The organism is Hoyosella levis, from assembly GCF_026008515.1.
In the GTDB taxonomy this organism is placed as follows: Bacteria; Actinomycetota; Actinomycetes; order Mycobacteriales; family Mycobacteriaceae; genus Lolliginicoccus; species Lolliginicoccus levis.
The window spans coordinates 14682-27830 of the sequence record NZ_BQYM01000001.1; the positions used below are offsets into that span (position 1 = coordinate 14682).

At 68.2% G+C, this 13149-nt stretch carries 14 protein-coding genes; 7 read left to right on the forward strand and 7 right to left on the reverse strand.

The genetic code is table 11. The features are described from left to right. Positions 1-25 precede the first annotated feature (25 nt). The 3 genes from QC765_RS00095 (at position 26) to QC765_RS00105 (ending at position 1836) form a co-directional block, all read left to right on the forward strand. Positions 26-751: an alpha/beta fold hydrolase gene (locus QC765_RS00095; RefSeq protein ID WP_278312382.1), complete on the forward strand. Its 726-nt coding sequence runs from the start codon at positions 26-28 to the stop codon at positions 749-751. 78 nt (positions 752-829) lie between these two features. Continuing rightward, positions 830-1183 (forward strand): hypothetical protein, encoded by a 354-nt coding sequence (locus tag QC765_RS00100; RefSeq protein ID WP_278312383.1) that lies wholly within the window; start codon positions 830-832, stop codon positions 1181-1183. Positions 1184-1263: 80 nt separating this feature from the next. Then, positions 1264-1836 (forward strand): dihydrofolate reductase family protein, encoded by a 573-nt coding sequence (locus tag QC765_RS00105; protein ID WP_278312384.1) that lies wholly within the window; start codon positions 1264-1266, stop codon positions 1834-1836. Positions 1837-1848: 12 nt separating this feature from the next. Here QC765_RS00105 and QC765_RS00110 read toward each other — a convergent pair whose 3' ends face one another. Further along, positions 1849-2742 carry a TIGR03620 family F420-dependent LLM class oxidoreductase gene (locus QC765_RS00110; RefSeq protein ID WP_278312385.1) on the reverse strand — a complete coding sequence of 298 codons (894 nt, stop codon included), beginning with the start codon at positions 2740-2742 and terminating at the stop codon, positions 1849-1851. Between the two features lie 80 nt (positions 2743-2822). On the opposite strand from QC765_RS00110, the gene QC765_RS00115 reads away from it, so the two are divergent. Further along, on the forward strand, positions 2823-3539 hold the full coding sequence (locus tag QC765_RS00115; RefSeq protein WP_278312386.1) for a polyamine aminopropyltransferase: 717 nt from the start codon (positions 2823-2825) through the stop codon (positions 3537-3539). A 69-nt stretch (positions 3540-3608) separates the two neighbouring features. Here QC765_RS00115 and QC765_RS00120 read toward each other — a convergent pair whose 3' ends face one another. Then, a complete protein-coding gene (locus QC765_RS00120) occupies positions 3609-6686 on the reverse strand; it encodes an MMPL/RND family transporter (RefSeq protein WP_278312387.1) in 3078 nt (1025 codons plus the stop codon). A gap of 133 nt (positions 6687-6819) precedes the next feature. Continuing rightward, on the reverse strand, positions 6820-7353 hold the full coding sequence (locus QC765_RS00125; RefSeq protein ID WP_278312388.1) for a DUF1990 domain-containing protein: 534 nt from the start codon (positions 7351-7353) through the stop codon (positions 6820-6822). A 232-nt stretch (positions 7354-7585) separates the two neighbouring features. Between QC765_RS00125 and QC765_RS00130 the strand changes: the two genes are divergently transcribed. Both QC765_RS00130 and rsgA read left to right on the forward strand, forming a co-directional pair. Next, positions 7586-8320, forward strand: coding sequence for a lysophospholipid acyltransferase family protein (locus QC765_RS00130; RefSeq protein ID WP_278312389.1), 735 nt, complete (start codon positions 7586-7588; stop codon positions 8318-8320). Between the two features lie 399 nt (positions 8321-8719). Continuing rightward, positions 8720-9805: a ribosome small subunit-dependent GTPase A gene (gene rsgA / locus QC765_RS00135; RefSeq protein WP_278312390.1), complete on the forward strand. Its 1086-nt coding sequence runs from the start codon at positions 8720-8722 to the stop codon at positions 9803-9805. Positions 9806-9827: 22 nt separating this feature from the next. Here the strand turns inward: rsgA and QC765_RS00140 are convergent, their stop codons facing one another. Genes QC765_RS00140 through QC765_RS00155 form a run of 4 tightly spaced genes read right to left on the reverse strand, consistent with a single transcriptional unit; the run spans position 9828 to position 12695 of the window. Continuing rightward, on the reverse strand, positions 9828-11033 hold the full coding sequence (locus QC765_RS00140; protein ID WP_278312391.1) for an oxygenase MpaB family protein: 1206 nt from the start codon (positions 11031-11033) through the stop codon (positions 9828-9830). After that, positions 11030-11638: a TetR/AcrR family transcriptional regulator gene (locus QC765_RS00145; RefSeq protein ID WP_278312392.1), complete on the reverse strand. Its 609-nt coding sequence runs from the start codon at positions 11636-11638 to the stop codon at positions 11030-11032. Before QC765_RS00145 ends, QC765_RS00140 begins: the two co-directional genes overlap by 4 nt. 58 nt (positions 11639-11696) lie before the next feature. Continuing rightward, positions 11697-12239, reverse strand: coding sequence for a YaeQ family protein (locus tag QC765_RS00150; RefSeq protein WP_278312393.1), 543 nt, complete (start codon positions 12237-12239; stop codon positions 11697-11699). Positions 12240-12275: 36 nt separating this feature from the next. After that, positions 12276-12695 (reverse strand): ArsI/CadI family heavy metal resistance metalloenzyme, encoded by a 420-nt coding sequence (locus QC765_RS00155; protein ID WP_278312394.1) that lies wholly within the window; start codon positions 12693-12695, stop codon positions 12276-12278. Positions 12696-12792: 97 nt separating this feature from the next. On the opposite strand from QC765_RS00155, the gene QC765_RS00160 reads away from it, so the two are divergent. Further along, positions 12793-13149 (forward strand): Rv2640c family ArsR-like transcriptional regulator, encoded by a 357-nt coding sequence (locus QC765_RS00160; protein WP_278312395.1) that lies wholly within the window; start codon positions 12793-12795, stop codon positions 13147-13149.

Genomic DNA, 13149 nt, shown 5'->3' on the forward strand with positions numbered 1-13149 from the left:
GCACCGTCATGCAACACTGTCTGGCGTGAGCACCACGCCTCCGATCGTCCTCGTCCACGGGATCCGTCTCAGCCATGCCGAATGGACCGCGGAGACCGCCCAGCTCCGCGAGCACGGCTACCGCGTCAACGCGGTCGACCTCCCCGGTCACGGCAGCCGTCGCGGGGAACCCTTCACCCTCGACGGCGCGATCGACGTCATCACCAGCAGCCTCGACGTCCACGGCGAGCCTGCCCTTCTCGTCGGCCACTCGCTCGGCGGATACCTCGCGCTCGCCGCCGCGGCCCGGCACCCCGAGCTCCTCGCCGGACTCGTCGTCACAGGCTCCACCGCGATCCCCAGCAAGATCTTCGCCGCGCCCTTTCTCGGCGGTTACCACGCTCTCAACCGGCTCCCGAGGCAGGGCGACACCGCCAGCCAGATCGCCATGCGCCTCACCGCGCCGCCCCCAGCTGCCCGCGCGATCATCGACAGCGGCATCGCCACCGAGGTGATCCCCGACGTCGTGCGCGACATCGTCGCCTTCGACCCGCTCGCCGCCGCGCGCTCCTACCCGGGCCCCACCTGGTACATCAATGGGCGCCATGATCACTTCCGCATCCACGAGCGGCGCTTCCTGCGCGCGAGCCGCGAAAATGGCCATTCCGCCGAGCTGCGCATCGTGCCGGGCGCGGGCCACTACCTGCCGCTCACCCACGCCGCTGTGTTCACCACTCACCTCGAGGGCATCGCGGCAGGACTGCGCGCTTGAGCCGCATACCGCTCGCGCTGCGGACCTGAACGCCCGCCGCTAGCCTCGGATGATCCACCACCCAAGGAGGCCACGCCGATGCCCGCCCTCACCCGCCTCGCGCTGCCCGCTCTGTATGCCATCGTGGGCGCTACCGCCACTGTGACTGCGGAGTTCCCGATCCGTCTCGCCGGCATCGTTCTTGTCATAGCGGGCATCGCGCTACTGATCCTCGAGATGCGGCGCCCCGCTGGGCAGGATCCGGCGAATGTCGCGCCCACCGACGCCGAGCAGTGCAGGGCGCTCGCTGCCAGGGATGGCGCCGCCGGGGAGGGCGCCGCCGGGAACGGCACAGTAGTGGCCGTCAAGACGCTGCGCGAGCGCTATCCAGGCTTGGGCCTGCGCGACGCGCACCACATCGTCACAAGGCAAGAGGACACATCGCCGCATTGAGCCGCGGCGAGCGCCAACTTGTCGGACCACCTCGCTACGGTTGGCAGAGTCATCGCAACCTGATTCCGTGAGGATCCACCATGGCGCGCACGATCTTCTACACCGCAATGACCCTCGACGGGTTCATCGCCACCTCCGATGATTCGCTGGACTGGCTACTCACCAGGGAACAGGATCCACGCGGCCCGCTGAACTACGACGACTTCTTCGCCGGTATCGGCGCGATGGTGATGGGGTCGACGACCTACCAGTGGGTGGTCGATCACGAGTTCGCGGGCAAGGAGCGCTCTGAGTGGAAGTGGCCCTACACCATCCCGTGCTGGGTGCTCACCCACCGCGACCTGCCCAGCATTCCCGGGTCATCGATCACCTTCGCGCAGGGCGATGCTTCCGAGATCCACGAGCAACTGCGGGAGGCTAGCGGCGGGCGTGACATCTGGATCGTGGGCGGGGGAGACGTCGCCGGTCAGTTCGCCGACGCGGGCCTGCTTGATGAGCTCATCGTCTACCTCGCGCCCGTCACGGTCGGCGCGGGCAAGCCGCTGATGCCCCGCAACCTCGAGCTTCGCCTCGAGGAGGTGGCGCGCAACGGGGAGTTCGCTTGCGCCCGCTACACCGTCGTGCGCGGTCCCAGCGGCAGCGCGACCGGCTAGAGGGCGGGACCGCTAGAGCAGCGCTTCGGCCAGCAATGCCCAGTCCGCGCGCGGCGGCTCGGTGATGCTCGGCCCGAGTACCTGCAGGACCACGCTGGTAGCGCCCGCATCGAGGTGGGCGGCGACGAGTTCGCGCGTGTGCTCGACGCCGCGCGCCACGAGCTGCTCGGCGAGGTGCGTGCTGCCTCCCCGGATGAGGTCATCGTCGGTGAATCCCTGGCGCACGAACGACGTGCGATAGTTCGGCAACCCGGTGTAGACCGCGAGGTGGCCATGCGCGCGCTCCGCCCACGCCTCGCGGTTGCCCGCCGCCGCCGGATCGATCACCGCGGCCTGCTCCACGACGAGCAAGGGATCGGGGCCAAGGATCTCCCGCGCGCCGGCAGTATGGTCGGGCGTCACCAGGTAGGGGTGCGCGCCATCAGCACGGTCTCGCGCCACCTCCAGCATCCGCGGGCCCAGCGCCGCGAGCACCCGGCGCGGGGACGTTTGCTCGCCCGCCACGACCGCCGGGGCGGAATCCATCGCATCCAGATAGTCGCGCATCGCCGAGATGGGCTTGCGGTACACGTGGCCGCGCATGCGTTCCACGAGTGGCGCATGAGAAATGCCCAGGCCCAGGATGAACCGGCCCGGATGCAGTGCCTCGAGCGTGCGCCCCGCTGCTGCAGCGGCGAGCGCATCGCGCCCATAGATGTTGGCGATGCCCGAACCGATCACCATGCGCCGCGACGCCGACAGGTACAGGTGTGCCGCGGTGAACGCCTCCCGGCCGTAGGCCTCACCGAACCACAGCGACCCCCAGCCCTGCTCGTCGAGCTCCGCGACCAGGTCGCTTGCCTCGGCCGGTGCACGACCATCGAGCGATGCCGTCCACAATCCCACCTTGCCCAGCGATGCCACCATGATCAGAGTCTGCCACCGCGCGCCAGGCCACGCACGCGACAGGGCCGCAAAGCAATAGGCGGCAAAGTAAGGTGCGGCAAATGAGATTCGAGGAACTGGCCTGGCAGGACACCCCGCTCGGAGAGATCAGCCTGCGCCGCCGCTGGGACCCCCGCGTGGAACGGGACGTGCTCGAGGTCAAGCTCGGCGACGAGTACCTCATGTCGAGCATGTTCACCGAGGCAGAGGAGGAGCTCGCTCGGCTCGGGCTGGCCCTGCTCGGCACGGACGAGCGAGCCCTCGACGTGGCCGTGGGCGGCCTCGGCCTCGGCTACACCGCGATCACCGCGCTCGATGACCCACGCGTGGCATCGCTGGTGGTCATCGACGCCATTCCCGAGGTCATCACCTGGCACCGCGAAGGCCTGATACCGGCGGGCGAGCGCTTGGCCACTGATCCCCGTTGCCGCCTCGTCCACGGTGACTTCTTCGCCCTCGCCGCGGGCGACACCCTCGACCCGGACCAGCCGGGCCGCCAGTTCGATGCGATCCTCCTCGACGTCGACCACTCCCCGCGGCATGTGCTGCACCCCCGGCACGCCGCGTTCTACGAGCTCGCCGGGCTCGAGCACCTCGCCACGCACGTGCGCCCTGGCGGTGTGTTCGCGCTGTGGTCCAACGATCCACCGGACGAGGAGTTCCTCGCCCGGCTCGCCAGCGTGTTCGCGACGTCGGAAGCGCGCGTGGTGGAGTTCCCGAACCCGCTGCAGGGTGGCACGTCCACTAACACGGTCTACGTCGCGACGACTCCTGGCTGAGGACAACGAGCGCCCCGCCGGTGCCCGAGAATCCGGGACCGGCGGGGCGCCAGCGCTAGCGGGATGCGGCTAGGACTTCGCAGGCCACCAGGACGCGCGACCGAGCAGCAGCAACGTCGACGGCACGAGGACCGTGCGCACGAGCAGGATGTCGAGGATCATCCCGACGCCCACCACGAAGCCGAGCTGCGCGAGCAGGTAGATGCCGCCCGCCATCAGCGCGAACATTGTCACCGCGAACACCACGCCCGCGGTGGTGATGACACTGCCGGTGGCGCCGAGCGCACGGATCACCCCGAGGCGCAGCCCGCCACTAGGCCCGTTGGCATCGGCGGACTGGGCTGACTCCTGCCTGATCCGGCTGATCACCAGCATGCTGTAGTCCGCGCCCACGCCGACGAGGATGACGAACGCGATCGGGATCACCGACCAGTGCAGCGAGATGCCCAGGATGTGCTGCCAGACCAGCACGCCGATACCGATGGTGGCGATGAAGGAGACCAGCGCCCACACCATGATCACCAGCGGCGCGACAATGCTGCGCAGCATGGCCACGAGGATCAGCGTGACGGCAGCGAGCGCGATGATGGCAACAAGCGCGAAATCGCGATTGATCTCGTTCTCGAGGTCGCTGTAGACGGACCCGAACCCGGTGGTCGAGACCTCGACGTCCTCGAGCACGGTTCCCTCCGCGGCCGCGCGGGCCGCGGACTTGATGTTATCGATCCGATCGAAGGCCTCATGGCCGAGCGCCTCGCCCTCGCTGAGCACGATCATCCGCGCGGTCTGGCCGTCGGGGGAGACGAAGAACTGGCTCGCGGTGACCAGGCGCGGGTCCTCGAACGCGAAGGCGGGCAGGTAGAAGCCCGAAGCGGTTCCCGTCGAGGCGCTCGCCCGCATCTGCTCGAGATAGCCGGTCGCCGAGCCGAGCCCAGCCGTGAGCTCATCGAGGGTCCCGGGCAACTGTCCGGTTCCATTGGCGATCTGGTTGGCGCCACCAGCGATCTGGTCTACACCGACCTCGAGCTCGCGCACCCCGGCGGAGAGGGCATCGAGCTGCCCGCGCACGGCGGTCCCGTCCCCACCGAGGACGGCGAGGGAGCCTTGCACGCGATCGGCGATCTGGCGCATGCTCACCGACATCGTCCGCATCCGCTCCGCTGCGGCGTCCGCATCGCGTCCGGCGCTGATGGCATCGCGCAGGGCCTGGGCGGAGTTGCCGCCAGTAGCAGCATCGATCATGACGAGCGCTTGCCGCACGGCGGCGCAGTGCGCGTCGGCACCGCATCCGCCGTCGCGCAGGCCGGGCCCGAACACGGCGGCGAGCAGCTCGGTCGAGTCCCGGATCGCGGTGGAGTTCGCCGCGATCACGGTGGCGGCATTCTCGATGCCGTCGGCGAGCACGCGCATCTCGGCGAGCGCATCATCGAGGTCCATCGTGCCGCCGGATGCATCCTGCACGGCGCGCTCGACGGCGGAGACGGTGCCGAGGATCTCGCGGGCGACCCCGACCAACTGATCGGTGCCATCGACGAGCTCGGGCATCCGTTCCCGCGCCTCGCTGGTGCCTCGCTCGAGCTCAGCGGCACCAGCCACCAGGCGGTCGAGCTCGGGCCGCTCCGCGGTGATCCGATCGCTGGCCGTGCCAAGGCCGTCCGCGATGAGCCCGGCCTGGTAGCCCAGGGAGGCCTCGGGCAGTGTCTCGCCGTCGGGCCGGGTGATCGATCGCACCTCGCCCACGCCCTTGACCTCGGAGATGCTGCGGGCCATGTGCTCGAGCGCCGCTAGGTCCTCGGTGTTGCGCAGGTCGTGGTCCGCGCGGACGATCACGTACTCGGGGAGCAGCTCGTTGTGGGGGAAATGCTTCGAGGCGAGCTGGTAGCCGAGGTTGCTGCGGGAGTCGCTGGGCTGGGCGCTGAACTCATCGAAGTTCGCCTCATGGGTGAGCGCGACGAGCGCGAAGGGCACGAGCACTAGCACCGAGAGCGCGAACGCGGGCAGGGGCCGGCGGACCACGCGCGCCCCAGCACGCCTCCAGCGGCGCTCGGGGGTCCGCTTGCCGGGCTTGCCCGGGAGCGGATCAGCCCGGCCTCCGCGCCCGAGGACTGCGAGCAGGGCCGGGCCAAGTGTTAGCGCCGCGGCGAGGGAGACGAGGATGCCGACGGCGATAGGGGGACCGGCGGTGCGGAAGATGCCTACCTTGGTGAAAAGCATGGCCATGCAGGCGGCGGCGATGGTCAGGCCCGAGGCGATGATGACGACCGCGATGCCGCCGATGGCGTCGGCCGCGGCCTCCTGCACGTCGAGGCCCTGCTTCCGTGCCTCGTGGTAGCGGCCGATGATGAACACGGCGTAGTCGGTGGCCGCGCCGATGACCAGCGCGGTCATCAGTGCCGCGGTGAACATCGACATCTCCAGGATGCCGGCCTGGCCCAGCATGCCGACGACCGGGCGAGCCGTGCCCAGGCCAACGCCGAGTAGGGCGAGCGCGATGACGACGGTAGCGATGCGTCGGTAGGCGATCAGCAGCGCGAGGCTGATGAGGATGATGCTGACGCCGGTGATCAGGAGCATCCCGTGATCGACCGCGCGCAGCTGGTCGGATGTGGTGGCGACCGGTCCGGTGAACTCGACGTCGAGCCCGTCTGGCCGGGGCAGGGTGTCGGCGAGCTCTCGGACGGCATCGGTGGCCTGGGTGGCCTCGGTGGTCCCGTTGCCGCCGTTGAGCACCGTCATCAGGGTGACGGCCTTGCCGTCCTCGCTGGTGGTGAGCTCGCGGGCCTCGGGGGTCGATTGCAGGTCAAGGATGTAGGCGACGTGCTCGGGCGTCGCGATGAGTCCTTCGGCGAGCTGCTCGTAGTAGTCGCGGTCCTGCTCGTCGAATCCGTCCTCGCTGGCGAGGACGAAGAACCCGATGGCGGAGGATTCGGGATTATCGAAGTCGCGGGACATCTCGATCAGGGCCTGGTTGGCCTCGTTGTCGTGAGGGATGAACGCGGCCGAGTTGTCGGCGATCACCCGCTCGAGCTGCGGCACGGCGACGTTGAGCCCGACGAGCGCGAAGATCCATGCGGCGATGATCCAGCGGGCATGGCGGGCAGCGAACGCGCCGAGCCGCCTAAAGGGTGGACTGGTCGAGTGGGCCATCAGTGCTCCTTGGTGCGCATCGTCATTGATGCGGGAATGCTCAGCCAATATGTCCTATGCAGTAGAGCATAGAGACGAGCGCAGGCGACCCTGCTCGTGATGAAGGGCACACAGGCAGTGCTAGGCGCGCGACCTACTCGCCCCGCGCTGCCGCCTCCAGGGCAGCGAGATAGCGCCGGGCCACCGCGCGCTGGACGAGCCGGGGCAGGAACCAGCCAAGGCGCGTGTACCAGCGACCAGCAGCACTGAACGCGACGATCCGCGCGGTCACCTGCCCCGACTCCTGGTCAAGCTCGACGATGAACGCTTCCTCGCCCCGCTCGGGATGCCCTCTCAGCGTTCCGTACGCGAAGCCGTGGCGGGCTGGCTCATCGACGACCGCCACCACGCGGCACGGCGCGAGGAATCCCGCGCGACCTGGTCCGACCCGGAGCACGACAACGGCACCAACGACGGCCCGGGCATGCGAGGACCACACCGACAGGCCAGCCCCGCGATGCGCGTCCCACTGGACCAGCGCGTCCGCCGCTCGCCCGAACGCGTCCGCTCCAGCGCCGATCACCCGCTCGATCCGGATCACGTGGTAGCCGCTGGGCAATGGCGGGGAAAGGGTGGCACCCACCTCGCTGTAGGTCAGGGGCAGGTCCTCGAATCGGCGCACGTCCATCCTCCGATGATTCGCGGGAGCCCTGCTCGCCGCAACCCGTCGCTGCGCAGCCTGGTGCGAGCGGCACACCGGTATGACCGCTCCGGGCCACCCGCGGGGCCGCCACGTTCTAGACTTGTGTCGCCGGAACAACTAGGCGAGAGTCAATACGACAAAATCGACACGCTAGTGCCCGCTTGGTGCCCAGCTACGGGCACGGGCTAGTGGGGCCTTGAAGGAGACAGGGACGAACATGGCCGATAGCGAAGCGGTCGAGCACCACCCGGACTTCAGTGGCAACCAGACTCTGTACTGGATACTCAAGTTCGCGATCATCGGACCGTTCTTGAAGGTGTGCAACCATCCCGAGTTCCTCGGCGTCGAGAACGTTCCCAAGGACGGCCCGGCGATCATCGCCGGCAACCATATGTCCATCGCGGACTGGTTGTTCGCCCCCCTCGCTGCGCCCCGTCGCATCTCGTACCTGGCGAAGAACGAGTACTTCACCAGCCCCGGCCTTTCGGGGAAGTTCCAGCGGTTCTTCTTCTCCCAGACCGGGCAGGTCCCCATCGATCGCACGGGTGCCAGCGCTGCCGAGAACGCTCTCGCCACTGCCAAGCGCCTGCTCAAGGAAGGCCGCCTCGTCGGGCTGTATCCCGAGGGGACCCGCTCGCCCGACGGCAAGCTCTACCGCGGCAAGACCGGCGTCGCGCGCATCGCGCTGGAGACCGGCGTGCCCATCATCCCTGTCGGCGTCGTCGGCACCGACAAGGTCTGCCCGCCAGGGAAGAACACCTGGAACCGCACCAAGGTCACGGTGACCTTCGGTACGCCGATCGACCCCGCTACCTTCGGCAGCAGCGGGGACAAGGCCGCCGAGCGCGCGCTCACCGACCACATCATGGAGCGAATCCAGGCCCTCACTGGCCAGGAATACGTCAACGACTACGCCCCTCGCGGGCAGCGGAAGAAGCCGCGCGGCGAGTAGCGGGCCCTGCTGCCGCCTCGGGCACCTGCTGCAAACGCGATAGAAGCCGTCGGAAAATCTGGACCGCTTCTATCGCGTTTGACGATTCCGCGTGCTTTTACTGCCGGGTGCTCGCGTCGGTGGTTACAAGGCAGGGATTCGGTCCCCTCCGCTCGAAAATGCGTGGACGGGCGATTGGGCGCGTGCTAGCTTCAGCTTGTCGTTGGTGGTCACAAGAGCGGGAGGCCGGTCCATGATTGCGGTGAAGATCGCTGCCGCGTGCAGCGCCCGGAACAGTCATTCCTCCCGGGCCCCGATCTGACCGACGCCCATGGGCCGCTCGCGGCCTAGCTCTACATCCATCGTTGATGATGGAACACCTCAGTCCAGTACCGGGGCCCCTTCCCGAAGGGTCCTACCGTGCAACCATCGCACGATTCTCCATGCCCGTCCGAGCGCCTCCTGGCACTCGGCTGGGACGATTCACGTGCCGAGCAATTCGCCGAGCACGCCGCCGCTGGTCTCGTGCCTGCCCGTGTGGTGCGGGTTGATCGGGGCCGCTGCGACACGATCACCGACGCAGGCCCTGTCCGCGCTTCGAGCATTGCCGTGGCGAGCGACGATCCCGAGCTCACGGTGTGCACGGGCGACTGGGTGGCCCTGCGCACTGGCCCCGAGCCCGAAGTGGTCGCGATGCTGCCACGCCGCAGCGCGATCAACCGGGCGTCCGCCGATCGCACGTCCCACCGGCAGGTCCTGGCCGCGAACGTCGACACCGTCGTCATCGTGGTCTCGCTCGCGATGCCGATCAAGGCTGGTCGCATCGAGCGGCTGCTCGCGCTCGCCTGGAACAGTGGCACGCGGCCCGTGATCGCGCTCACCAAGGCCGATGTCGCCGACGATGCCAGCCTGGCCCGTGCCATCGTGGAAGCTGTCGCCGCGGGCGTGGACGTCGTGACCACCAGCGCCACCACCGGCGAGGGCCTCGGCCCGCTCGCGGACGCCATCACGGGCACCGCGGTCCTGCTCGGCCCGTCCGGCGCCGGGAAGTCCACGCTCGCCAATGCCCTGCTCGGGCGCGACCTCATGGGCACCAACGAGGTTCGCGGCGCTGATGGGAAGGGGCGCCACACCACCGTGCATCGCCAGCTCCTGCCGCTTCCGGGTGGCGGCGCGCTCATCGACACCCCAGGCCTGCGCAGCATCGGCATCCAGGATGTCACCGACGGCGTCGAGCAGGTGTTCGCCGACATCGAGGAGCTTGCGGCCGACTGCTCGTTCCGCGATTGCGCGCACCGCAGCGAACCGGGGTGCGCCGTGCAGGCGGCCATCGCCGCGGGCGAGCTTGATGCGCGCAGGCTCGATCGCTACCGCAAGCTCCTGCGCGAGAGCGAATGGGCCGCGAGCCGGGGAGATTCACGCAAGGCCAGCAAGCGCACCAAGGAGCACAAGGCGATCACCAAGGAGATCCGGGCGCTGTACCGCTTCCGGGATCAGCAGCGCTAGGCCATCTCGCGAAGCCCCGCGGCTACGCGGCGTGCGATGCGTGCGCGGACGCACCGATCGCCGCTCCGTCGCGGCCCGTCAGGGTGCGTAGGAACGCGATCTGATCGTCGCGGCCATCCCGCGACAGCTTGTCGAGGGCGCCGGGGACGACGCGCGCGGCGAGGTGGCGAGCGAGGTTGATCGGTAGCCGCATCGCGGGATACCAGGGTGGCATGTAGCCGAACAGGCCGAGCTGGCGCATCGCCTCGGGGCCGAGGAATACCGTCGCGAGGGAGAGGTGCTGCGCCCAGGCGATCCGGCCGCGAACCGGTCCGAAGCTGGAGTAGTGCCAGGCGAGGGGCTCGCGGGCCATGGGGCGGGCCAGCCGCATCGAGGTCTCATCGGGGTTCGTGATGGCCATCAAGGTGTGATAGAGCACGCGCACCCCGTCGCGGAATGAACGCGGCAGCCACTGGTCCTCGACTCCCATCAGCCAGCCCACGTACCGGGTCACATGGATGGCCGCATCGAGTTCGCGCGGAGTGGCGAGAATGCCGAGGGCTGCCGCGCCGATGCTGGGTGCGATGAGCGCGCCCACGAGCGTCGCGGCCATGTCGGTCTGGTTGATCGGGATGCCCCACTGCTCGGTGCGCCAGTCGGGCATGGCGGCGACATGCCGGCGAACGTAGGAATGAATCAGTCGCACGTGCAGCGTTGACCGGTAGCCGGGCCCGAGGACGTCCATGCCGCCGGTGGCGGTCACGTCGAGTGCCCACTGGGCGGTCTCGGCGAACCGTTGCGCGGATCCCTTCTCCAGCGCACCGGTGCGGAGCAATGTCTGGTTGAATCCTGACGCGAGGTAGCCGCCCATCAGCGAGACATCCCTCGCCAGGTAGAAGCCGTCGAGGCCGCCGCGCTGCAGGACCTTCTCGCCGAGCCGGAGCTTGTCCCGGTCCAGCCAGGGCGGGGGAGTCTCGTAGTGGGCGAAGAACGCCCGGAGCGGCTCGGGCGCATCGGGGATCGTATCGATGCCAGACCGCAGCGCTTGCTCGAACAGCGGCCGTGTCCCCTTGCCCTCGCTTGCCATCCACTCGACAAGCTCGTCCATCATGGGATCGCCCCGAAGCAGACCGCTGCCCAGCTCATCCCACTGCTGCGGCGATGGCTTTCCCACGCCGAGCAGCAGCGCGACGGGCGTGAGGCCGGGCACCGGACGGGGCCTATCGGGATGACGAATCGGAATGTTCATGCTTGCTCCTTCGAGCTGGTTCCCTGCCTGACCAGCGGCACGATGGCTGCCCGCACGAACTGGCGGGCCTGGTCCTCGTCGTCGAATCGCAGACCACCCCGGGGCGTCAGCAGCACGGAATGGGCCAGGCGCGCGACGATCTCCGCGATGGGGCGGGGGTCGTACTTCTCGATCAGGCCCATCGCCTGCGCGCTCTCGAGCACGGCAACGATGTACTCGATACCAAGGGTGACGCCTCGCTCGCCGCGCACCGTCACGAACTCGAGGATCTCTTCCGGTGCCACCTTGAGCAGATTGACCACCACCGGGTGCTCCTGGGTCTGACGGAGAACGTGGAGGACAGTCTCCTCGATCTGCTGCTCGACCGCCTCGTGGGCGGTCACGATGGCGGTGAGCTCGGCGAGGAGCCGCTGGACCTCTCGCGCCAGCACAACCTCGACGAGGCTGTCCTTGTTCGCGAACTTCCGGTAGATCGTGACGCGGTTGACTCCAGCTCGACGGGCAATGTCATCCATGCTGCTGCGGCGGATGCCCACCTGCATGATCCGCGCGCGGGCGGCGTCGAGGATCGCTTCCTCGGTGTCCTCGGAACCCGGAGCATGCATGCAACAAAACTACAACTGCTGTTGCATTGTGTCAATCGCGGGACTTGCCACCCACTCGTCAGCCGAGGCGGTGCTCGACCACCAGAGAGGTCAGTACGTTGCCATTGAGCTCGAGGTACACCTGCTGCTCGGTGATCGACAGCGCCAGCGCGTTGCGGCGTTCGATGAGCGCGGCGACCGCATCGATGAAGGCTCGGTCGAAGCTGTAGAGAGGGATCGCCTCGGCCTGGTGGATGCGCTTGCTCGCCCATTGCGCAAGCACTCGCGCCGGATCGTGGTGGGTGTAGACGGCTGCAGATCCGGTTCGCTTGCTGCCCCGATGGATTCGTTCAGCATCGGGCGCGCCGACCTCGACCCAGTGGACCAGTCGCCCTGTCAGGTCGCGTACCAGCACCGCGGGCTCGTCGGCGGAGGAAACGCCCCCGTCGCTGAAGGTGATGCCTTCCTGGTACTCGAGGCAATACGCCAGCAGCCTCGTGACCATGAACTCGACGGTCTCGGAGGGGTGTCGCGCCAATCGAAGGTCCAGTTGCTCAAATACGCCGCGATCGAGGTCGGCAAGCTCGACAGTGAAGCTATGCATCGTTGTTCCGGAGGCCACGGAGCAGAACGCTACGGTGTCCTCGAGTGGTCCGGACTAGCAACACGCCTTTGCGGTGCGGCCACCGGTAGCGGCGCTCCTGCCGAAGACCTCGCTATCGGCAAGCACGGTGTAGACCTCCCACGGTTCTCCGTCTGGCCCGCTGACCCATACCTTGTCCTGGGTGGCGAAGCAGCAGGTCGTTCCGATCTCTTCCTGGGTGAACAGCTCCTCCTCGGTGAGGCGCGCGATCTCGTTGCGGACCTCCTCGCTGGATTCCACCTCGACTCCGAGATGATTGAGCGAGCCGCCCTGGCCAGGGTTCTCGATCAGAACCAGTTTCAGCGGCGGGTCCACGACCGCGAAGTTGGCGTATCCCTCCTTCACCTTCGCGGGACTGACCCCGAAGAGCTTCGAGTAGAACGCGATGGCCTCGTCGAGACGGTCGACGTTGAGGGCGAGCTGGATGCGGGACATGATGACCTCCAGTGGTTCGACATATATCGAATGACTTCGATAGGCCCATCATCGGCCCGGATTTGACATATGTCAAGAAGGTTGGAGAATCGGGTTCATGCCCAAGTCGCTCCCCGTCGTCGATATGTCCGACCCGGTCTGCTGCGCGCCCGTCGCAGCGGGACCAGTGGGCGAACAGGCCGCGCTCGAGGTCGCGATGCGCCTCAAGGCACTCGCCGACCCCGTGCGCGTGAGGCTCGTGTCGCTGCTGCTGAGCCGCCCAGTGGGCGAGAACACGACTCGCGAGCTGGCGGCCTTCCTCGAGCTCTCCGAGTCGACGGTGAGCCATCACCTCACCCAGCTCCGCAAGGCAGGCCTCGTCAGCTCGCAACGGCAGGGGATGAACGTCGCGCACTCCGGACGGCGCGACGCTCTCGCGGCCTTGTGCGCGGTGCTGGACCCGAACTGCTGCTGA